This window comes from Microbacterium sp. NPDC090281 (assembly GCF_044769635.1).
GTDB lineage: Bacteria > Actinomycetota > Actinomycetes > Actinomycetales > Microbacteriaceae > Microbacterium.
Map to the genome: position 1 here is coordinate 1118012 of NZ_JBIVYH010000001.1, position 21548 is coordinate 1139559.

Below are 21548 nucleotides of genomic sequence, written 5' to 3' on the forward strand. Positions count from 1 at the left end.
GCAGATCAGCGCCCAGCCTGCTCCAGCGTCGTGCGCGCCAGGCCGCGTGCCACCTCGAACGGCTCGGCGAAGGTCTCCATGCCGACCGTGACGATCGCGCCTTCGTAGAGCAGCATCATGGCCTTCGACATCAGCGCGGGGTCGGCGACACCTGCTTCGGCGCACAGTTCGGCGAAGACCTCGAGCAGCCACGCCTTCTGACGCGAGACCTCCGGGAAGACCGGATGCCCGTCGTGGCCGTCGCCGATCTCCGCCCTCGCGTTGATCGCACTGCACCCTTTCGGGCTGTACTCGTCCGACCAGGTGATCGCTGCGTCGAACACCGCGAGCACCCGCTCGATGCCGGGCGCGGGCACGCTCTCCAGGTGTCGGGCGACATGTGCGCGCCACAGGGCATCCCGGTGCTGCAGGTAGGAGACGACCAGAGCCTCCTTCGAGCCGAAGCGGTCGTAGAGCGTCTTCTTCGTGACCCCGGCCGCCTCCGCGATCGTGTCGACACCGACCGCATGGATGCCGCGTTCGTAGAAGAGGCGGGATGCCGCATCGAGGACGCGAGTGGCACCAGGTGTGAGCGGGGCGAGTTCGGGAACGGGGACGGCCATGCGTCGACTATACCAACCTGTATAGTCGAGTAGATGAGTAAACAGATCGGTATACTTTCGGTCGCGGTGACGGTCGCGGCCTCTGCGGCATTCGTGGTGACCTGGAGCTCCGGCTTCCTCGTGCCCGCTATCGCCGCCGATGACGTCTCGCCGCTGACCCTGCTCGTGTGGCGGTTCGTCCCTCTCGCCGCCGCCCTGGTCGTGATCGTGGCTTTCACCGGTGCGGCTCGAGGCGTCACCCGGGCCGACGTCGGGCGGCAGGCGCTCATCGGCCTTTTCGCCCAGTTCGGCTACTGCGCCGCTGTCTACGCGGCGATCGCGGCGGGGGTGTCCACCGGCACGACGGCGTTGATCGATGCCGTGCAACCTCTCATCGTCGCGGTGCTGGTCGGTCCGCTGCTCGGGCTGCGGGTCAAAGGTGCGCAGTGGATCGGGCTCCTCGTCGGGGCGGTCGGGGTGCTGTTGGTCGTGCGCTCGCAGCTCGACGACTCCGAGGCGCATCCGGCAGCGTACGTCTGGCCGGTGCTGGCGATGGTCTGCCTGATCGCCGGCACGTTCCTCCAGCGGCGATCGGTGCCGCGAACTGGCACGCTCGTCACGCTGACGATCCATGTGGGCGTGACCGCCGTGGCGCTCGTGCCCATCGCCGCGGCGTTCGGGGCGCTCATCCCGCCGGCATCCGTCTCGTTCTGGCTCGCCGCCGTCTTCGCCGCGGCCTCTCCGACCCTCGCCGCCTACGGACTGTATTGGTGGCTGCTTCGTCGGGTGGGCATCACGGCGCTGAACGCTCTCCTCTTCCTCGTCGCCCCGACGACCGCGGCCGCGGGCGCGCTGCTGCTCGGGGAGCCGCTCACCGTCATCACGCTCCTTGGCTTCGTCCTCTGCGCGGCGGGGGTGGCGGCCGTGCTCGCGAGCGAGGCGCGATCGCACCGCGCGGTAGCATCTGTTTCATGAACTTCACCCGCACCGCATGGTGGTGGCTGCGATAGCAGCCGGTTGAAGCATGTTCACGGGCTGCACGGCAGTTCGTGACAGCACCCGAGAACTCCGTGCGGCTCCCGATTCTTGGGAGAGACAGATGGATTCGTTCACCGCGACCGCGCAGCGATCGATGGAGGTCGCCGATGCCGTGGCCCGGAACCCGGAGAGGTTCCGCGTGCTCACGGGCGAACGGCCGACGGGGGCACTTCACCTCGGGCACTACTTCGGCACCATCCGGGAGCGGGTGCGGCTGCAGGACGCCGGGGTCGAGACGTTCCTGGTGCTCGCCGACTACCAGGTCATCACCGACCGGGACACGACGGCGCACGTGCGCGACAACGTGTACGGCGCCGTCCTCGACTACCTCGCCGCCGGGATCGATCCTGCGCGCACGACGATCTTCACGCATTCGTCGATCCCGGCGCTGAACCAGCTGCTGCTGCCGTTCCTCAGCCTCGTCACCGAAGCGGAGCTGCACCGGAACCCGACGGTCAAGTCGGAGCTGGAGGCCTCGGGGCGTGCGCTGAGCGGACTGCTGCTGACCTATCCGGTGCATCAGGCCGCCGACATCCTGTTCTGCAAGGGCAACCTCGTGCCGGTGGGGAAGGACAACCTGCCGCACGTGGAGATGACGCGCGTGATCGCCCGGAGGTTCAACGAGCGCTACGCCCCGATCTTCCCCGTTCCGGACGCGCTGATCACCGCGACTCCCGAGGTGCCAGGGCTGGACGGCCGGAAGATGTCGAAGAGCTACGGCAACGCGATCGCCCTGTCGATGACACCGGACGAGACGGTCGCGGCGATCCGCCGCACGCGGACGGACCAGGACCGGCGGATCACGTTCGATCCGGAGCGGCGGCCGGGTGTCTCTGCGCTGCTGTCGACGGCCGCCCTGTGCCTGGATGTCACACCGGAGGAATTGGCGGACGACATCGGCGACGGTGGTAGCGGCGAGCTGAAAGCGGTGACTGCAACGGCGGTGAACGACTTCCTCGCGCCCCTGCGGGAACGGCGTCGAAGCTTCGCCGCGGATGAGGAGCTCGTGCGCTCCATCCTCCGGCGCGGCAACGAGCACGCCCGCGAGATCGCGGATGTGACCCTCGACGAGGTGCGCGAGGCGATGGGGACCGTGTACTAGGTGCTGGGTGGCTCGAGGCCAGGCGCTCGTTACGGTCGGCGGGCCTCGATGAGGTGACGGGTTGAGTGGGCGATGAACGGCCCGTCCTCCTGGATGAGTTCGTGCAGGGCTCGAAGCCGGTCGCGACTGTTCTCGACCGTGAACCCGGGCACCCACCAGATCACCTTGCGCAGGAGATAGACGGCTGCAGCGACATCTCGGATCTCGATGCGGAGTCGCGCCGTGCGCAGGTCGACGATCTCGAGGCCGGCAGCTTCGGCGGCGGCGACCTCGTCATCGGAGTGACGGCCGCGACGCGCCTCGGGCTGCGGCCCCAGGAAGAACTCGATGAGCTCGAACGCGCTCGCCGGTCCGACGTGCTGGGCGAAGTACGTGCCGCCGGGTTCGAGCACCCTGGTGATCTCCGACCACCAGATCGTCGCGGGGTGCCTGCTGGTGACCAGGTCGAAGGCCTCATCCGCGAACGGCAGGGGTGGCTCGTCCGGATCGGCGACGACCACCACGCCCCGGGGGCGGAGTAGCTGCGTCGCGCGGAGGACGTTCGGGGGCCACGACTCGGTCGCCGCGGCCGCCGGCGGGAAAGACGCTGCTTCGGCCAGGACCTCACCACCGCCGGTCTGGATGTCGAGTGACGCCGAGGCCGCGACGAGACGGTCGGACAGCAGGCGGGCATAGCCCCAGGGTGGGCGTTCTTCCGTTGCGCGGCCGTCCAGCCAGGCGAAGTCCCACCCGGTGACGTCTGCAGTGTTTCCGGCCTCGATCAGCGTCTCGAAGGAATCCGTCATGGATCGATTCTCCCAGTGGAGCGGATGCGCCGGAACGGATGAGCGCGTGTCGATGTCGGCGACCATCCTCGCTCAATCGCCTCCGATGACCGCGCACGGTGGAGACTGTGCGTGAGTGCTGAGCTGCACAAAGAGGAGAACGATGACGACCGTGTTCCCGCGTTCCGTCTCCGTGGTGATCCCGGTGCGTAACGATGCACGCCTGCTGGAGGTGTGTCTGGGCGCCCTCGCCCGGCAGACCCGGCAGCCCGAGGAGATCGTCATCGTCGACAACGGCAGCAGCGATGACACGGTCGCCGTCGCCGAGAGGTTCGGTGCACGGGTCGTGAGCGAGCCGATCCAGGGGATTCCCCGAGCATCCGCGGCCGGCTACGACGCGGCGACCGGCGACATCATCGCACGGCTCGACGCCGACTCGCGGCCGGCACCGGACTGGCTCGCGCGGATCGAGCGCACCTTCCGCACCCGCGAAGGCGTCGATTTCGTCACCGGAGAGCCGCGCTTCTACGGCTCGACCCCGTTGGTGCACTGGATGGGGGAGCACCTCTACATCGGCGGCATGTACGCATCGATGGCTCCTGTGCTCGGGCACGCGCCCCTCTACGGATCGAACATGGCGATGCGTGCCTCCGCTTGGCGGATGCTGAGCGCCGAGGTGCACCGCGAGCAGACGAACATCCATGACGACTTCGACCTGTCGTTCCACATCCGGCCGGGGATGACGGTGCTGAGGGATCGGGATCTCGTCGTCGAGGTGTCGGCGCGGCCGTTCCAGGACTGGGCGTCGCTTCGACGGCGGCTGAGTTACGTGGTGCCGACCGTGCGGCTGCATCTGGCGGAGGAGCCCCTGCATCGGCGGCGGCAGGCACGCCGCGAGGCCGACCGGTCGTCGGTCGGTCAGTGACGCGGCCGGTGCTCGGCGCGTGATTCAGGCGCGAGCCCGCGAGTAGAGATCGAGCAGGTCTGCGGTCAGCTGATGCGGTGTCGTCTCGCTCGGGCTGTGCCCTGTCGGGTACGCGCGGAACTCCGCATCGATGTCGTGGGCGAATCGCGCGTGGGCGGCGAGCGGCCACAGGTCGTGCGAGCCGGCGACGACGAGCTTGGGGATAGGCAGTGCCCGCAAGCGGCTGCGCAGATCGGGCGCGGTCATCATCAGGCCGACGATCTCGTCGACGCTGCGCCGGCTCGTGAGCGCGAACCGCGAGCGCACGAACTCGAGCCTCCGAGGCGGGACCCGGTTCTTGTTCGTCACGATCCCCCAGATCATGAGGCCGGCTCCGCGGTGAGGGGTGGTGATCGGGGCGAGCGGGCCCAGCCACTTCATGCTCGCGAAGACATTGCCGGAGCCTGGGGGAGTGGTCAGCAGTGCGAGGGAGCGGACGAGGTCGGGGCGGCGGTCGGCGACGAGCTGGGCGACGGTGCCAGCGAACGAGTAGCCCAGCAGATGCGCGGGGGCGTCTGCGTCGAGGAATGCGATGAGGTCGGCGACGAACAGCTCGTAGGTATACGCAGAGTTCGCCCCTGCTGCGTGCGACTCGTACTGCCCGGCGATGTCGAACGACTGCACGAAGTAGCCAGCCCGTGCCAGCAGCGGCAGCATCAGGGCGAAATCTTCTTTGGAGCCCGTAGCCCCCGGCACCAGGACCACGCGTGGCTGCGCCGGATCGCCCAACGAGACGACGGCGAGGTCTCCGCTCGGAGCCGAGAACCACGACCTCACCGAACCTTCCGGAGGGACTGTCCAATCGACGTCGCCGATGGCCGCGTCGAGAGAAGCCGGGGCGCCGGGCGCCCGTCCGCTCCTCGAATGAGTCGACACGCTGACAAGGTACTCCTCGGCTCCCCCGGGGAGAAGATCCACGTGCCGCGAGGTCGGGGCTTGTCATTGCTGGCACGTAGTGCCAAGATGATGGCACTTCGTTTCTAGCCACGCTGGCGTGGAGATTGGTGGCAATGATGCCCCTCACCTTGGACCCAGAGATCGCTGTCCTGTTCGCAGCTCTCGCCGATGCTCCCGCGGCGACGCCGACGGACCGCGGCGACGCCATCGGGCTCCGTGATGCCGCGAATGCGGGACTGGAGCAGATGAACCTCATCGAGCCCGAGTCGCCGAACGTCACGCGAGCCGATCACTTCGTCGAGACCGCCGACGGCTCCCGCATCCTCGTGCGGTGGTATCGCCGCACCGGGCAGCAGACGCGTTCCGCCGTCGTCTACATGCACGGCGGGGGGATGATCTGCGGTTCGCTGGAGAGCTATGACCGACTCGTGGCCAAGTATGTCGAGGCGACCGGAGTGCCTTTCCTGTCGATCGATTATCGGGTGTCGCCGGAGTTCCCCGGCACCACGTTGATCGACGACAGCTTCGCCGCGCTGCGCTGGTTCGTCGAGCGAGCCGACGAGTTCGGTGCGGATCCGACGCGTATCGCGGTGATGGGCGACTCAGGCGGGGGAGGCGTCGCCGCCGGCGTAGCCATCGCGGCCCGTGATGCCGGGATCGCCCTCGCGAAGCAGATCCTGATCTACCCGATGCTCGACGACCGGAACGTCATCCCCGATCCCGAGATCCAGCCGTTCGCCACGTGGACCTACGACAACAACTTCACCGGATGGAACGCCCTGCTCGGCGATGCGCGCGGGACGGATGCCGTGACGCCCCGCTCCGCGCCGGCCCGGCTCACGGACTTCGAGGGGCTGGCCCCGGCCTTCATAGATGTGGGGGAGCTCGACATCTTCCGCGACGAGAGTCTCGCCTACGCTCTCGGGCTCGTACGTGCGGGCGTCTCCACCGAGCTGCATATGCGGCCGGGGGTGCCGCACGCGTTCGATCGGCTGGCGCCCACAAGTGGTGTCGGCAGCCGGTCGTGGGAAGACCGGCACCGCGTCATCCAGTCCGTCTGAGCGCGCCGGAGAGCCCGGTCTCGGGCGGGGCTCTCCGGAAACCGCGGTGGCATACTGAGACCTGGCTGCGAGAGAGGGCTCCATGGTTCTGATCATCCGTCCCGTCAAGGGTCCGGACGACGGGTATGAGAACGGACAGGTGGCCGACCGCACCGCGGTCCGTCGGGCCGCCGTCGACCTCATGTCGAACGCAGGCTTCTCCGAGGTGACGGTCGATGACATCGTCGCCAGGGTGGGGATCTCGCGCCGCACCTTCTTCCGTCTCTTCGCGGGCAAGCATCAGGTGGTCTCGTCCGATCACGGCGTGTACTACGACGAGGTGTGCGGCTACCTTCTGCGCAGCGACGGAGACCGCACGCTCGCGCGAGCGGCCGAGGCTGCCCAACTCGTTCTGGAGGGTCTCACCGCGGTGCACTCCGATGCGGTGGTCCGTGCCGCGATCGTGAACTCCGACGATGCCCTGGTCGCCGAGGAGAGCAGTTGGTTCCTGCTCTACCAGTCCACTCTCGCGGAGTTCCTCACCCAGCCCCAGGGGGACACCACGTCCCTCGAGGCGGAGATGCTGTCGGCGTCCATCGTCGCCGCCGTCCGGGTCACGCTCCGGGACTGGCTCGCCGATCCCGCGATTCCCGCGGTCGAGCGGTTGAGGGCGGGCATCCGGCTGCTGCAGTCCGACTCGTCCGCCTTGCCGACCAGACGCAGCGTAGCGATCATCGAGACGGCGCTGAGCGTCGACGAGATCGCCGCGAGATTGGCGGAGTGAGGCGCGGATCGGGAGCGAATCGGGTTTAGTTGCACTTTCGCAACTAACGGCGTATGGTTGACCTCGATCAACTTTCTACGCAGGAGCGTTCCCCAGTGACAAACACCCCATCCTCAGCCCCCGAGACGACGCGCTCGGCACGCGAGGTCTTCACCGCGATCTCCGGCCTCGTCGTCGGCATGTTCGTCGCCGTGCTCTCGGGCACGGTCGTGTCGACCTCGATGCCGGTCATCATCGCCGACCTCGGCGGCACCCAGTCCCAGTACACCTGGGTGATCACCGCGAGCCTTCTGGCGACGGCCGTCTCGACCCCCATCTGGGGCAAGCTCGCCGACCTCGTCGACCGCAAGGTGCTCGTCCAGATCTCCCTCATCCTCTTCACGGTCGGTACCGTGATCGCCGGCTTCTCGACCGACACGAACATGCTCATCGCTGTCCGCGTCATCCAGGGCATCGGCGTCGGCGGCCTGATGTCGCTCGTCATGATCGCCGTCGCCCTCATCATCTCCCCGCGTGAGCGTGGCAAGTACATGGGCGTCGTCGGTGGCATCATGGCCCTCGGCACCATCGGCGGCCCGCTGCTCGGCGGACTCCTCACCGACGTCTGGGGCTGGCGCTCCAACTTCTTCGTCGGCGTGCCTTTCGCGATCCTCGCCCTCGTGCTGCTGCAGTTCACGCTGCACCTGCCCAAGCCCCAGCGCGACACCAAGGTGTCGATCGACTACTTCGGCATCGTGCTTCTGGCCGTCGGCGTCTCGACCCTCCTCATCTGGGTCTCGATGGGTGGCAACCAGTTCGATTGGGACTCCTCGACGAGCATCATGCTCGCCGTCACCGCAGGCGTCGCGATCGCCGCGTTCATCACGGTCGAGTTCTTCGTCAAGGAACCGATCGTGCCGATGTCGCTGTTCCGCAACCGCACCTTCACCCTGTCAGTGATCGCCTCGATCGCCATCGGCGTCTCGATGTTCGCCACCTCGGTGTTCCTCGCACAGTACTTCCAGCTCGCCCGTGGCGCCACGCCCACCGAGTCCGGCCTCATGACCATCCCGATGATCATCGGCCAGATGGGTGCGTCGATCATCATCGGCCAGCTCGTGAGCCGCTTCGGCAAGTGGAAGGGCTGGATGCTCACCGGCTCGGTCCTCGCGACCATCGGCGTCAGCCTGATGGCCACCCTCCGCTACGACACCCCGTTCCCGCTGGTCGCCGTCTACATGTTCGTGCTCGGCGCAGGCCTCGGCATGGTCATGCAGAACCTCACCCTCATCGTGCAGAACGACACCGCGCCCCAGCAGCTGGGTGCCGCCTCGTCGAACGTGAACTTCTTCCGCACGATCGCCGGCACCATCGGCGTCACCGTCATGGGATCCCTGCTGTCGACCAGCGTCGCCACCTACATGACCGACGCCCTCAAGGGATTCACGCCGACGACGCCGGATGAGATCGACGCGCTGCAGCACCTCGCATCCGGCGACGTGCCGAAGGTCGGACAGCTGCCCGACACGATCCGCGCGATCGTGGAGAGCGCGTACGGTCACGGCATCGCGGACTCGTTCATCATCGCGATCCCGCTCGCCGTCCTCGCCATCATCGCGATCGCGTTCATCAAGAACAAGCCGCTGTCGACGAAGAACGCCGCAGAGCAGATGCTCGAGCAGGCTGAGGAATCGGTGATCGAGGTCGCCGAGGCCGAGGTCGGCGGCTCGCTCTCCACCGGAACCATCCGGCTCGAGGGCGTGGGGCCCGCTCCCACGACGGGCTCGGTGACCGTGCTCGAGCGTGAGCGCAAGCCCGAGGAGCAGGACGGGGAGCGCTGAGACCATGACCTCCGCAGCGGTCGTGCCGACGGATGTCGACAGCGCGCTCGGCGATCTCCAGGCGCACCTGAACCTCATCTTCGCGAGGACCAGGTCGCTGTGGAAGGAGTCGGCGGCGAGGGTTCATCCCGAGCTGCAGGTGGGTGGCTACAAGCTGCTGACCTTCATCGATCGGGCCGGCACCGCCAACGCCCATGAGCTCGCCGAACGCTTCGAGATGGACAAGTCGGTCATCAGCCGTCAGGTGCGGATGCTGGAGGAGCTGGAGCTTCTCGAGTCGCACCCCGACGAACGCGACGGTCGGCTCCGCGTTCTGACGGCGACCGTCTCCGCACGTGCATCCCTCGCCGAGGTCCGCCGCGAGTACGGTACGCGCCTGCGGGCCGTCGTCGATGAGCTGACTCCCGACGAGATCCACGCGGCATCCAAGGTCTTCCGGCTGCTCGCGGAGGTCTGACCCGAAGCCCCGCTGTCACGATCGACAGCGGGGCTTCGCCGTACACTGGCGAGCATGAGCGCCTCGCCCGACGCCCCTTCCGATGCCCCTGCCGTGACCCCGGCATCCGCCGACTCCTCCGACCGGTTGGGAGACGGAGAGCTCGACCAGGCCGTCACCAGGGTCGAGCAGGAGCTGGGGCGGCTCTTCGCGCGGATCCGCATCGGGTGGCGCGAGGCCGCGGCCACCGTGCACCCCGACCTGCAGCCCCTCGGCTATCAGGTGCTGACCTCCATCGCGACGGGCAAGGCGACATCGGCCGGTGCGATCATCGAACGGCTGCAGACCGACAAGTCGGCGGTGAGTCGTCAGGTGCGACAGCTCGAGCAGCTGGGCCTCGTCGAGAGTGTGCCCGACCCGGAAGACCGCAGGGCCCGCGTGCTCGTGGCGACCGACCTCGCGCAGGAGCGAGTGGCGCTCGCCCGCTCCCAGTACGAGGGGCGCATCGGCGAGCGCCTGCGCAACTGGACCGCCGCCGACCTCGACCATTTCGCCGACCTGCTCGCGGGCCTCGGCGGCTGAGGGGAGCGGCTGAGGGGAATACGGCGCTCCGCTCGTGCCTTACCTCCCTCTGTGACTCTCTACGAATCGGCCGCCTTCGGCGCCCTGCAGCTGTCCAACCGCGTCGTCATGGCGCCCCTCACCCGCACCCGTGCGGACGACGACGGTGTGCCCACCGCGACGATGGAGGAGTACTACCGGCAGCGCGCGGGGCAAGGGCTCATCATCTCCGAGGGCGTCTGGCCGGTGGCCGAGGGCAAGTCGTACCCCGGGCAGCCGGGTATCGTGACGCCCGCGCAGATCGAGGCGTGGAAGCCGATCACAGCGGCGGTTCACGACGCCGGCGGAACGATCGTCATGCAGCTCATGCACGGCGGACGCGTGGGGCACCCCGCGATCTCCGGGGCGGCGCGCGTCGTCGGCCCCAGCGCGCTCGCAGCCCCCGGACAGACGCGCACACCCGAGGGCAAGGCCGACCTGCCGGTCGCGCACGCGCTCACCCTCGACGAGATCCCTGAGGTCGTCGAGCAGTTCGCCCAGGCAGCGCGCAACGCGATCGCCGCCGGCTTCGACGGCGTCGAGGTGCACGGTGCGAACGGCTACCTCGTGCACGAGTTCCTGTCTCCGGTGTCGAACATCCGCGACGACCGATACGGCGGATCGCCCGAGAACCGCGCGCGTTTCGCGATCGAGGTCACCGCGGCCGTCGCCGCCGCAGTAGGAGCCGACCGCACCGGCATCCGGCTCTCGCCGCAGCACAACATCCAGGGTGTGCTCGAAGAGGACGACGCCGACGTCCGCGCGACCTACACTGCTGTGGCCGAGGGGTTCGCCCCGCTCGGCCTCGCGTTCATCGATGTACTCAATGCCGACCCGGCGGGAGAGCTCGTGCAGCACATCCGTCGCACGGCGGGCGCTCCGCTGATCGTCAACACCGGCTTCGCGTTCGAGACGACCAGGGAAGACGCCGAGGCACTCGTCGCGGACGGATGGGCGGATGCCGTCGCCGCCGGCCGCCCCGTGATCGCCAACCCCGACCTGGTCGAGCGCTGGATCCAGGGAGCGGAGCTCAACGATCCGCGGCCCGAGCTGTTCTACGGTCGCACCGCGGAGGGGTACAGCGACTACCCGTCGCTGGAGTCGGTGCGCGCCGGCGTCTGAGGGCGCGGCGCGAGGCGCGTGACGGCGAGGTCGACCAAGGGCAGCGCGTCCCGCGGAATGACCATCGTGCACACGACCTGTTCGTCGACGCGGAATCCGATGCTGTAGACGAACGGGTCGGTGTCGATCTGCAGGGCAGGGTGGTCCTCCCCGTCGACGTCGAGCGAGGCGCGCGATACCGCGGTGGTCGTGGCTTCCCATGCCTCATCGGCGTCGAACCGCGGGTCGGGCGAGAGCCCGAGCTCCTCGCGGAACTGGTTGCGCAGGATGTGGTTGGTGTGGGCGACGAGCTGCTCGGAGAGGGAGCTCCGCTCGGGGCCAGGGGAAGCATGCCAGGAGGTGCGGATCGCCTCCCACAGCATCGGGTACCGGAAGAGCCTCACCTGCTCGATCAGCCAGGCGGGGCGTTCCCACGGAGGTTCTTCTTCGAGGGAACGCCTCGTCGCCTCATCCAGTTCGACCTCGTTGCGCGGATCGGCGTGGTTGCCGGGATAGCGCCACAGCGTGTAGCTGAACGACGTCGACACCTCTTCGAGTCCCGGCGCACCGGTGCTCTCCATGAACCCGGCGATCGGCACGCGGGTGAGTGTCTGCTGTGGTCTGAGCTCGAACACGGGGAACCGAAGGCTCCGCACTCGGGCCTCTGACTCGATGCTCGGGTCGGGGGCGTCGGTGGGGAGGTGTCCGCTGAACTCCATCGATCCAGTGTGGCCCACGTACACGCGGGCCGCAGGGGTATCGGGTGGCGGGTGCGGCTGCGTGGGGATTCCTGTTGCTCCGCGGAGAGCCGTCCAGGATCCCCCGGGGTCGGCCCTCCGCGCAGCATCATCAGTCGGCCACGATCATCCGATCCAGGTTCACGTAGTTCGTGCTGCCGGTGCCCGTGTCCATCCGCAGATCGATGCGGTTGTAGCCGGCGGCGAGCGTGACGCTGACCGTCTTCGTCTGCCAGTCGCCCCAGCTCGAGGTTCCGGGGAACGACACCGACGTCGGGGTCCCGTTCACCGTCAGCGCTCTGACGGCGTTGCCTGCCGCCGCCGTGTAGCGGAACTGGAGGTCGTAGGTACCGGCGTCGACGACGTTCGCATGGAAAGCGACGCCGGAGCCGTCGCCGATCCAGCCGCCGATGTAGCCGCGGGCGCTGTATCCGCTCTGGCCACTCTCCGAGATGACCCCTGAACGCTCGGCGTTCTCCGCCTCGTAGGTGCGCGTGCCCTCGATGGCGCCGGTGTAACCGTCTGGCGCGGCCTGGTGCATGATGGCGACGCTCGCGGCTGCCGCGAGGCTCTGCGTGGCCGAGATGCTCAGCTCCGGAGCGGGGGCCGTCCAGTCATAGGCGCCGATGCCCGCGGAGTTCAGGTGGTTCGCCGCCTGCGTCGCGTTGTCGGTGAGCAGTTGCTCGTACTGGGTCTGTCCGCCCTCGTCGATGAGCGCGCGGATGTTGCGCGTGAGGATCGCCTTGAAGCCGCCGGTGTCATCGACTCCCTCACGCAGGAAAGTGCCAGACGAGGTCAGGTTGTCGACCGCCCAGTCGACTGCTGCGACCGCCCGTGCCAGTTGCGTCGGGTCACCCGAGTCGAGGTACATCTCGAGTGCGGCGCCCGCGTAATTGCCCTGGTTATAGGTCCAGTCCCAGTCGACGTACTGTCCCGTCCCCTCGATGTGGTCGCGAAGCTTCCCGTTCGCGTAGAAGTTCGAGTCGAGCCAACTGAACAGGCTCTGGGCCTTGGTCTTGTAGGCGATGTCGCCGGTGGCGGCGTAGATCCTCATCGCGGTGTACACGGCGGTCGCGTTGGTGGCGACGTTCTTCTCGTTGCGTTCGCCGTCGCCGATGTCGACGTTCTTCCACCAGATGCCGCCGCCGTACGTGGCATCCGCGTACTGGTAGATGAAGTCGAACATCTCGATCGCGTCGTCGCGGTACTCGACGTCGCCGGTCAGTTCGTAGGCCCGGATGGCGCCGCGGGCCCACCAGCCGATGTCATCGTTCCAGTCGTTGTCCCGGAAGTCGGGGTACTGCGTCTGGAAGCCGTCGTAGACGTCGTCGATCATCTGCCTCGACTCGGTGCTGCCCGTGCGCTCGTACACGTCCATCACCATCTCCCAGAGCTGCGCCTCCCACCAGTAGTCGGTATAGAGGCCGCTCTGGGGTCCGTGCGCGTGCTCCGGGTGGATCTGATGGTCGCTGTAGGTGAAGAAATAGTTCGCGCTGTCGTCCCAGTAGACGTCGACGAAGTCGCTGAACGAGTCGGCGGCCTGCGGCGCGGTGAGTGCCTGGGCCGGTTGGGGAACCAGGAGAGCGCCGACGAGCAGCGCGGTACCGGCGAGGACGGTGGGTCTCTTCATTGAAATCTCTCCTCCAGGAATAAACATATTGAATGCGGTCAAGCTATCCCCGTCTTGTCGGGAGCACAAGCCTCTCAGCGCTTGAGGCGTCGCAATCCACATATTTAAAGCTTTTAATAGACGGATTCCGATTTCCGTCCTATACTCGGCCGTGTCGCCCAGTGCAGGGCGAGTCCTGACACCTACCGAGGAGCACCGTGGCTCACACCCATTCGGCCTTCGTCCAATCCGTCGTCGACCGCGTCGGAGAACGAGTGGACGCGGCGACCGTCGCCGTCTTCGCGCGCTGCTTCGCGAACACTCTGGGCACGACGCTGACCGAGATGCCGGACGGAACGCTCTTCATGCTCACCGGCGACATCCCGGCGATGTGGCTGCGGGATTCGACGGCGCAGCTCACGCCCTATCTGCACTTCGCCGCAGAGGATTCCGGCATCTCCGACATGATCGCTGCCGTGTCCCGTCGCCAGATCGAGTACATCCGACTCGACCCGTATGCCAACGCCTTCAACGCGGAGCCGAACGGAAACGGGCACCAGTCCGACCTGACCGAGCAGTCGCCGTGGGTGTGGGAGCGCAAGTACGAGGTCGACTCGCTCTGTTATCCGGTGCAGCTCGCTCACGACCTCTGGAGCGCAACCGGAAGGACCGACCATCTCGGTGCGGCGTTTGCCGACGCCGCCCGTCGTATCATCGCGCTCTGGCGCACGGAGCAGGACCATGACGCTCGGTCGCGCTATCGGTTCCAGCGATTCGACTGCCCGCCCAGCGACACCCTCGTCCGCGACGGCCTCGGAGAGGAGACCGTGCCGACGGGGCTCACGTGGTCGGCCTTCCGCCCCAGCGACGACGCGTGCACCCACGGGTACAACGTTCCCGGCAACATGTTCGCCGCGGTGGAGCTCTCCCACATCGAGGCGATCGCGACGGAGGTCCTCGACGACGGCGATCTCGCCGAGAGCGCGCGTGACCTCCGCGCCGAGATCGAGCGCGGCATCGCCGAGCACGCAGTGACCGATGTCGCGGGCCACGGCGACGTCTACGCCTATGAGATCGACGGCCGTGGCGAGGTGCTCCTCACCGACGACGCGAACGTGCCCAGCCTGCTCTCGTTGCCTCTTCTGGGCTGGTGCGGAACAGATGATCCTCTCTACCTCGCCACGCGCGGATTCCTCCTCAGCCCGGCGAACCTGACCTACGTGTCCGGAGCGCTCGCATCGGGAACCATCGCACGGGGCATCGGCAGCCCGCACACACCGGACGGCCATATCTGGCCGATCGCGCTCTGCGTGGAGGGGCTCACCACCGGAGACCGAGACGAGAAGGCGCGCATCATCCAGCTGCTGCTCGAGACGGATGCCGGCACCGGCCTGATGCACGAGTCGTTCCTCGCCACCGACCCGGAGGTCTATACGCGTCCTTGGTTCTCCTGGGCCAATGCGATGTTCTGCGAGCTCGTGCTCGACGTCGCCGGGCTTCGCACCGTGGTGCGTCGCCCACTCACGGAAGCGCGATCGGCATGAGCGCGCCGACTGCCACTCCGCCGCGGCCCGCACCGGCGGCCTCGCCGAAGCCTCCGACCGAGACCGCACCGCCTCGACGCCGCAGGCGCGGCAATCCGTCCGCGAGGCAGATGACGTGGAACGCCTGGCTCTTCCTTCTCGTTCCCGGCGTCCTCTTCGTCGTGTTTATGGCGCTGCCCATCGTGATGGCGCTGGTGCTGAGCTTCACCGACTATGCGATCGTCGGCGACTTCGAATGGCTCGGCCTGGAGAACTACGCCGAGATCGCCGTCGATCCGTTCTTCTGGATAGCCCTGCGGAACACGGCTTACTACACGGTGCTCTACGTGCCGGCGGGGCTCGTCGTGGCGTTGGGCACTGCGATGCTGCTGAACCGACGACACCGCGCCGTCCGTCTCTTCCGCACGCTCTTCTACATCCCAGTCGTCGCGTCGACGGTCGCGACAGCCACCATCTGGTTCTGGATGCTGAACCCGCAGAACGGGCTCCTGAACGTGGTCCTGAGCTGGTTCGGCATCGACGGTCCCGCCTGGCTCTACGAATCGCAGTGGGCGATGATCGCGATCGTCATGATGAGTGTCTGGGCCGGCTTCGGTGCGAACATGATCATCTTCCTCGGGGGACTGCAGGGGGTGCCCGGCGAGCTCTACGAGGCGGCACGAATCGACGGTGCGAACGCCTGGGAGCAGTTCCGGTACGTGACGTTGCCATCGCTCACCCGCACGACGTTCCTGGTGTCGACGCTCCTCATCATCGGCGCCTTCCAGGTGTTCGATCAGGCGTATGTCCTGACCAAGGGCGGGCCGGGAAACTCGACCGTCACGATGGTCTATTACATCTACAACAAGGGATTCGGCGCCCTCGAGATGGGCTACGCGTCCGCCCTCTCGTTCGTGCTCTTCCTCATCATCCTCATCTTCTCCCTGCTCAACGCGAAGATCACGAACAGGAAGGACGTCTGATGACCAACACGCTCAATGGCGGTCGGGCGCTGGAGACGGCGCTCGCGGCGAGCACCGCCATGCGTCCGATCCCCGCGACCCGGCGCAAGACCCCGCGGCAGCGCCTCGGCACTATCGGTTGGTACGTCGGCGTGGTGCTGATCAGCATCGTCACGGTCGCACCGCTCGTGTGGACGATCTCGACATCGCTGAAGCCGGCGAGCGAGATCCTGTCCGGCGCCCTGAACCTCATTCCGGCGAACCCGACCATCGAGAACTACCTCCAGGTGTTCGAGGAGGTCCCGTTCGGGCGCTACTTCGTGAACTCCCTCGTGCTCGGTGTCGGCGGCGCGGCGACGAACATCTTCTTCGGAGCTCTCGGCGGGTACGCCCTCGCGAAGCTGCGGTTCCGTGGCCGCGGGGCGGTCTTCGCGGTGTTCCTCTCGTCACTCATGATCCCCGGCATCATCACGATGATCCCGTCGTTCCTGATCCTGCGGTCGATCCCGTTCGCGGGTGGCAACGACGTCTTCGGGCAGGGGGGCCTCGGCCTCATCAACACCTACTGGGCCGTCATCATCCCCGGAGCCGCCGGCGCGTTCGCCGTCTTCTTCATGAAGCAGTTCTTCGAGACCCTGCCCGACGAGCTCGGGGAAGCCGCGCGGATCGACGGCGCCAGTGAGTTCAGGATCTTCGCGATCATCTACTTCCCCCTCGCGAAGGCGGGTCTCGCGGTGCTCGGCATCATCAGCTTCCAGGCTGGGTGGAACAACTTCCTCTGGCCGCTCATCGTGCTCAACAGTCAGGACATGATGACTGTCCAGGTCGGACTCGCATCGTTCGTCAACAACTACGAGACCGCGTTCGGGCCGCTCATGGCCGGCACCGTGGTCGCGAGCCTCCCCGTGCTCCTCGTCTTCCTCTTCGCCCAGCGCTACATCATCGAGGGCGTCGCCCACGTGGGCGCGAAGTAGTTCTCGTCCGCAGCGCCGGCATTCCTGTCCGCACTTTCCTTCAGCACACCCGAACACCATCCGAACCACCAAGGAGATTTCGATGAAGAAGCACCTGCGAGCCCTTACCCTGCTGGGCGTGGCGACACTGGCGGTGACCGCGGCCGGCTGCTCGGCCGGCGACACCGGCGCGGGCGACGGGCCCGAGCCCGTCGTCATGTGGGGGTCCTGGTCCGGCGACCAGGTCAAGCAGCTCGAAGAGCAGGCTGCACGATTCAACGACTCGCAGGATGACTACGAGGTCAGCTACGTGCCGCAGGAGCTCGTCGAGGAGAAGCTGCTCACCGCTCTCGCTGGCGGGCAGGTGCCCGACGTGGTCCTCTGGGACCGCTATCAGACCTCGCTCTATGCGCCGAAGGGCGCGCTCGCGACGATCGACGACTTCGTGAAGGAGGACGACATCGACACCGGCGTCTTCTACGAGCCGGCGCTCGGTGAGATGGAGGTAGACGGAAAGCTGTACGGCCTGCCGCTGCTGGTCGACAACCGTTCGCTGATCTACAACCAGTCGCTTCTCGACGGAGCCGGTGTGACCGCGCCCACGAACTGGGACGAACTGCGAACGGCTGCCGAGGCGATGACCGTGCGCGATGGTGGCAAGCTCACCCAAGCCGGCTTCGACCTCAGCGACCCCGGCCTGTTCAGCATGTACCTGGCCCAGGCGGGCGGACAGCTGCTGAACGACGACGAGACGAAGACCGCGTTCAACAGCGCAGAGGGGCTCGAGGTCCTCGACTTCTGGCAGAGCCTGCTCGACGCGGGCGTGTACGAGCAGGGCTTCGGCGACACCGGTGACGCCTTCGCCGAGGGGCGCACGGCCATGAAGCTCGACGGACCGTGGGCGCTGTCAACTCTCGACCAGGTCGACGGGCTCGAGTACGGCGTCGCCCAGCCCCCGGCGGGCCCGGACGGAGACACCGGTGCGTACATGGGCGGCTTCGGCCTCGTGATCCCGGAGGGGGCGAAGAACGCCGAAGGCGCATGGGAGTTCATGAAGTGGTGGACCACCGAGGCCGAGAACGGCGTCGCCTTCGGTGAGATCTCGGGCTGGATCCCTGCCAACATCGATGCCGCGAACGACCCGTTCTTCACGGAAGACGAGCATTACGCCGCCTTCATCGAGACGATGAACTACGCCCAGGCCCGACCGAACGTGCAGGGCTTCTCTGATGTCGAGGGCAAGGCGCTCGTGCCGGCGCTCGAGCGCTTCCTCTCCGGTGAGATCTCCGCGGAGCAGGCGCTGTCGGATGCCCAGACGCAGGGCGATCAGATCCTCGCGAAGAACCGCTAGGCCGGTATCCGCTCGCCCGACCATCCCCGAACGTCGCTCCTGCGACACAGGAAAAGGAATCATGACCAGCACTCCCGCGCAGACCTGGTCCGCACATGCGGACGTCGCCCAGCGCAGCCTCGACCACTTCTTCGGCGTGGAAGGCACGCAGTATCTCGCCAACAGCCACCCGCACGACCGCGGGAACACCGAGGTCTTCAACTACTGGTGGCTCGCTCACGTGATCGATGGGCGGGTCGATGCCTGGGCGCGGACCGCGGATCGCACGTGGCTCGAGCAGGCGGACCGCGCCAGGGCGAACATCATCGAGCGCAACGGCGATCAGCTCTTCAACGACTACTTCGACGACATGCTCTGGTTCGCGCTCGCGCTCGAGCGGATGCACGCGGCGACAGGCGAGCAGCGGTACCTCGATGAGGCCATCGCGATCTGGGAGCATGTCGTCGCGGAGGGGTGGAACGAAACTCTGGGCTGGAGCCTCGCGTGGCGCAAGCAGCAGCTCGCATACAAGAACACACCTGCGAACGGGCCGCTCGTGATCTTGGGGGTGCGCCTCAGTCGCCTGGACGCCTCCCGCGATTTCCTGACCTACGCGCAACGGGCGTTCGACTGGCTGACGGAGAATCTCGTCGGCGCCGATGGCTTCGTCGAGGACGGGATCAACCGCAACGATGACGGCGCCGTCGACTCGCAGTGGCGGTTCACCTACAACCAGGGACTCTATGTCGGCGCGGCCGTCGAGCTGTATGCCGCGACGGGGGAGCGCCGCTACCTCGACCGCGCCGTGCAGACGGCGGTGACCGCGGTGCGGGAGCTCAGCGACGGATCGGTGTTCCGCGACGAGGGCGACGGCGGTGACGAGGGGCTGTTCAAGGGCGTGTACTACCGCTATCTCGGCGAGCTTCTGGCCGTACTGCCGGGTGAGGACCGCTTCGAAGACGAGCGCGCGGTGCTGGAGGGCTTCCTGCGCGCGAGCACCGACGCCCTGTGGGCGAACGGGCAGGTCGATGGTCTGCTGCGCCCCGGGAACGACTGGTCCGAGGCGCCGGCGGAGTGGGTTCCGTACTCCACGGCGCTCAGCGCGATCTTCGCCGTCGAGCAGCGTGCGCGGCTCGAGGCCCGCGCTGAAGGCGCGGAGGCTGTGACGGTAGGGGCGGGTCACGCCGCCGAGTAGCCTCGTTCGCCTCGCCGATGCCCATCGCGCTGCACCCGCAGCCCGGTGGGCATCGTGCGTCAGGGGCGAGGCGCGGCGGTGGAGGCGCCGAGCACGAGCTCGGTCGGCAGGACGATCTTCTCGATCGCGTGCGGCGCGGCGATCTGGCGCTGCACGGACTCCACGCCCTTGACGCCCAGATCGCGCTGCGCCTGACGGATGTGCGTGAAGCGGAAGATCCCGGTGTCGAAGAACGCGTCTGGGTGGTCGAAGCAGACCACGGAGATGTCTTCGGGGATACGCAGGCCGATGCGGTCGCAGGCCTCACGCAGCATGAGCGCGATGTTGTACTCCGCGGCGACGTATCCGGTGATGTCCGGATGCTCCCGCACGAACTCGACCAGCCGCTCGATGTCGTCCTCCACCGTGTCCGTGCTCCCTGGCACGGTGGAGCCGATGGTGTGCAGCTCCGCGCGGTTCTCGAGCGGCAGGTGGTTCGTCGCGTGCGCGTGGATGTAGCCGTTTCGTCGATCGTCGCTCGACGAGACGTGGCTCGCCGAGCTCACGAAGCCGACGGTCTGGTGTCCGAGCCCGAGCAAGTGCTCGGTCGCCGTGCGGCCGCCGCTCAGGTTGTCCGAGCAGACCGCAGAGACCGGGATGCCGTCGAAGAGGCGGTCGAGGATGACCACGGGGAATCGTCGTGTGACGAGTTCGAGCGCGGCCGGGGGAATGTACTCCGACGAACTGGGCAGGAGGATGATCCCCTCGACGCCCGCGTCGACGAGGGCGCGGATGCAGGCGTCCTCCTCGGAGCGATCGCCTCCGGAGCGCTTGATGATGATGTGCGTGTCGGCGCCGGCGGCCGCGAGGATGCCCTCGATGACCTTGTTCCCGAAGGTGTCGTCGAAGCTCGTCAGCACGCAGCCGATCAGATGCGCCGAGTTCTCGGGGTTAGCCCCGGCGCGAGCGGCCGTCGGGGTCGAACTCGTGACCACGGTACCGATGCGGGGGCGGCGCATGATCATTCCGTCGGTACGGAGCAGCTCGAGTGCACGCTTCACGGTGATCGGACTCACGTCGAATCGCTTCGAAAGCTCGGCTTCGGACGGCAGCTTGTCGCCGACGGGGTATGTTCCCTGCGCGATCGCTTCGCGCAACGACTCGTACACCTGTTTGTAGAGCACTGTTGACCGTCCCCCTGCACCGAATTGTTATATTTAATCTACAGCGCGAATCCCGGATCTGTCTCGCCGCGCGCGGAATCGGTGCGGTGGGCTCGGACCCGCTTCACAGCACGATGTCATCCGCAGTGCCGAGGGTCCGCCATTCGGACTCGCGAGCGCCCGGTCGCACGAGCACGTCGGCCTCGGCCAGTGCGCCGAAGTCGATACCCGTCAGAGCGGCGATGTCGGCGATCGGCACTTGGAACGTGCGGAAGGCCCCGAGTGGCGGGACGGCGATCGTCTCACCGCCGGTGTCGATCAGCTCGGACTGATCGAGCACGAAGCCGGCGGCGGCGAGGGCATCCTGACTCCGCCAGGCGGCGATCTTCCAGAAGCGCAGCGGCACCCGGATGCCGCGATACGCGGGGTCGTCCTCCGCGAGGACTGGGGCCGTGAACACCGACACCCGCTGATCGGTCGCCTCCGCGTAGGTGAGCACATGGTCTTCGAGGCCGAGCCAGAGCTCCTTGGACTGGTTGAAGCCGGCGGCCTGGGGCGCGGCGTTGGGGTAGAAGAAGGTCGCTTCGCTCGCCAGGCGCGCATCCGCGACCGAGCCCCATCCCGGGTCGCGTCGGCGCACGAGGTGACCGCGGTCGAGGTCGTTCCGCGCGTACACAGCGGGTCCGGTCTGCTCGTCAGCGGCGACCCGCTCGTCGAGTCGCCACTCTCCGGTGCGCGGCAGGTTCTGCAGGCCGGCACCGTCGATGTTCACCGCTGTCACCGCCGCGAGCCGCCGCCTGGGGTCGAGCAGAACCGTGAAACGCGGGTAAGGGAGCGGGCGGACAACCTGGGCGGGACGGGGGATGGGCAGTCCTGTTCCGAGGAAGTCGGGGTCATAGCCGTCGGTCATGCTCTCATCGTGCACCGTGCCTCCGACGCGCACCCCCGGATCGCCATGAAAAGCCGCGTG

General features: G+C 67.4%; 21 protein-coding genes. 14 read left to right on the forward strand and 7 right to left on the reverse strand.

Translation table 11 applies throughout. From position 1 onward, the window contains the following. Nucleotides 1-5: 5 nt before the first annotated feature. Nucleotides 6-602, reverse strand: coding sequence for a TetR/AcrR family transcriptional regulator (locus ACIQTX_RS05285; RefSeq protein ID WP_402969805.1), 597 nt, complete (start codon nt 600-602; stop codon nt 6-8). Nucleotides 603-635: 33 nt separating this feature from the next. Here ACIQTX_RS05285 and ACIQTX_RS05290 point away from each other — a divergent pair, with 33 nt between their 5' ends. Continuing rightward, nucleotides 636-1556 carry a DMT family transporter gene (locus ACIQTX_RS05290; protein ID WP_402969808.1) on the forward strand — a complete coding sequence of 307 codons (921 nt, stop codon included), beginning with the start codon at nt 636-638 and terminating at the stop codon, nt 1554-1556. Between the two features lie 124 nt (nt 1557-1680). After that, nucleotides 1681-2721: a tryptophan--tRNA ligase gene (gene trpS, locus ACIQTX_RS05295; RefSeq protein WP_402969811.1), complete on the forward strand. Its 1041-nt coding sequence runs from the start codon at nt 1681-1683 to the stop codon at nt 2719-2721. 29 nt (nt 2722-2750) lie between these two features. Here the strand turns inward: trpS and ACIQTX_RS05300 are convergent, their stop codons facing one another. Continuing rightward, nucleotides 2751-3506 (reverse strand): methyltransferase domain-containing protein, encoded by a 756-nt coding sequence (locus tag ACIQTX_RS05300; protein ID WP_402969814.1) that lies wholly within the window; start codon nt 3504-3506, stop codon nt 2751-2753. Nucleotides 3507-3648: 142 nt separating this feature from the next. Here ACIQTX_RS05300 and ACIQTX_RS05305 point away from each other — a divergent pair, with 142 nt between their 5' ends. Then, complete coding sequence (locus ACIQTX_RS05305; RefSeq protein ID WP_402969817.1) at nt 3649-4410, forward strand: glycosyltransferase family 2 protein; 762 nt, start codon at nt 3649-3651, stop codon at nt 4408-4410. A 24-nt stretch (nt 4411-4434) separates the two neighbouring features. Here the strand turns inward: ACIQTX_RS05305 and ACIQTX_RS05310 are convergent, their stop codons facing one another. Further along, nucleotides 4435-5325, reverse strand: coding sequence for an alpha/beta fold hydrolase (locus ACIQTX_RS05310; protein WP_402969820.1), 891 nt, complete (start codon nt 5323-5325; stop codon nt 4435-4437). A 134-nt stretch (nt 5326-5459) separates the two neighbouring features. Here ACIQTX_RS05310 and ACIQTX_RS05315 point away from each other — a divergent pair, with 134 nt between their 5' ends. The 6 genes from ACIQTX_RS05315 (at nt 5460) to ACIQTX_RS05340 (ending at nt 11148) form a co-directional block, all read left to right on the forward strand. After that, nucleotides 5460-6407: an alpha/beta hydrolase gene (locus ACIQTX_RS05315; protein ID WP_402969823.1), complete on the forward strand. Its 948-nt coding sequence runs from the start codon at nt 5460-5462 to the stop codon at nt 6405-6407. 82 nt (nt 6408-6489) lie between these two features. Further along, nucleotides 6490-7170: a TetR family transcriptional regulator gene (locus ACIQTX_RS05320; protein ID WP_105528404.1), complete on the forward strand. Its 681-nt coding sequence runs from the start codon at nt 6490-6492 to the stop codon at nt 7168-7170. A gap of 95 nt (nt 7171-7265) precedes the next feature. Continuing rightward, on the forward strand, nt 7266-8990 hold the full coding sequence (locus ACIQTX_RS05325; protein ID WP_402969826.1) for a DHA2 family efflux MFS transporter permease subunit: 1725 nt from the start codon (nt 7266-7268) through the stop codon (nt 8988-8990). A gap of 4 nt (nt 8991-8994) precedes the next feature. Then, a complete protein-coding gene (locus ACIQTX_RS05330) occupies nt 8995-9447 on the forward strand; it encodes a MarR family winged helix-turn-helix transcriptional regulator (protein ID WP_402969829.1) in 453 nt (150 codons plus the stop codon). 54 nt (nt 9448-9501) lie between these two features. Continuing rightward, entirely contained in the window at nt 9502-10008 is a 507-nt protein-coding gene (locus ACIQTX_RS05335; RefSeq protein ID WP_105528401.1) for a MarR family winged helix-turn-helix transcriptional regulator, read from the forward strand. Between the two features lie 51 nt (nt 10009-10059). Further along, nucleotides 10060-11148 carry an alkene reductase gene (locus ACIQTX_RS05340; protein WP_402969832.1) on the forward strand — a complete coding sequence of 363 codons (1089 nt, stop codon included), beginning with the start codon at nt 10060-10062 and terminating at the stop codon, nt 11146-11148. Here ACIQTX_RS05340 and ACIQTX_RS05345 read toward each other — a convergent pair. Together ACIQTX_RS05345 and ACIQTX_RS05350 are read right to left on the reverse strand one after the other, a co-directional pair. After that, complete coding sequence (locus tag ACIQTX_RS05345) at nt 11112-11846, reverse strand: hypothetical protein (protein ID WP_402969835.1); 735 nt, start codon at nt 11844-11846, stop codon at nt 11112-11114. The two genes, ACIQTX_RS05340 and ACIQTX_RS05345, sit on opposite strands and share 37 nt — an antisense overlap. Nucleotides 11847-11976: 130 nt before the next feature. After that, a complete protein-coding gene (locus ACIQTX_RS05350; protein WP_402969838.1) occupies nt 11977-13494 on the reverse strand; it encodes a glycoside hydrolase family 76 protein in 1518 nt (505 codons plus the stop codon). Nucleotides 13495-13691: 197 nt separating this feature from the next. On the opposite strand from ACIQTX_RS05350, the gene ACIQTX_RS05355 reads away from it, so the two are divergent. The 5 genes from ACIQTX_RS05355 to ACIQTX_RS05375 all read left to right on the forward strand — a co-directional run bounded on the left by ACIQTX_RS05355 (nt 13692) and on the right by ACIQTX_RS05375 (nt 19436). After that, on the forward strand, nt 13692-15017 hold the full coding sequence (locus ACIQTX_RS05355) for a glycoside hydrolase family 125 protein (protein WP_402969840.1): 1326 nt from the start codon (nt 13692-13694) through the stop codon (nt 15015-15017). Continuing rightward, on the forward strand, nt 15014-15979 hold the full coding sequence (locus ACIQTX_RS05360) for a carbohydrate ABC transporter permease (protein ID WP_402969843.1): 966 nt from the start codon (nt 15014-15016) through the stop codon (nt 15977-15979). The genes ACIQTX_RS05355 and ACIQTX_RS05360 overlap by 4 nt, the downstream gene beginning before the upstream one ends. Continuing rightward, the gene (locus ACIQTX_RS05365) at nt 15979-16932 is read left to right on the forward strand and encodes a carbohydrate ABC transporter permease (RefSeq protein ID WP_402969846.1); all 954 of its coding nucleotides are present in this window, start codon (nt 15979-15981) and stop codon (nt 16930-16932) included. The genes ACIQTX_RS05360 and ACIQTX_RS05365 overlap by 1 nt, the downstream gene beginning before the upstream one ends. 82 nt (nt 16933-17014) lie before the next feature. Then, nucleotides 17015-18262 (forward strand): ABC transporter substrate-binding protein, encoded by a 1248-nt coding sequence (locus ACIQTX_RS05370; RefSeq protein ID WP_402969850.1) that lies wholly within the window; start codon nt 17015-17017, stop codon nt 18260-18262. 61 nt (nt 18263-18323) lie between these two features. Next, the gene (locus tag ACIQTX_RS05375) at nt 18324-19436 is read left to right on the forward strand and encodes a glycoside hydrolase family 76 protein (protein ID WP_402969853.1); all 1113 of its coding nucleotides are present in this window, start codon (nt 18324-18326) and stop codon (nt 19434-19436) included. 59 nt (nt 19437-19495) lie between these two features. Here the strand turns inward: ACIQTX_RS05375 and ACIQTX_RS05380 are convergent, their stop codons facing one another. Beyond that, nucleotides 19496-20599: a GntR family transcriptional regulator gene (locus tag ACIQTX_RS05380; RefSeq protein WP_402969856.1), complete on the reverse strand. Its 1104-nt coding sequence runs from the start codon at nt 20597-20599 to the stop codon at nt 19496-19498. Between the two features lie 103 nt (nt 20600-20702). Continuing rightward, a complete protein-coding gene (locus ACIQTX_RS05385; protein ID WP_402969859.1) occupies nt 20703-21488 on the reverse strand; it encodes a DNA/RNA non-specific endonuclease in 786 nt (261 codons plus the stop codon). Nucleotides 21489-21548 lie beyond the last annotated feature (60 nt).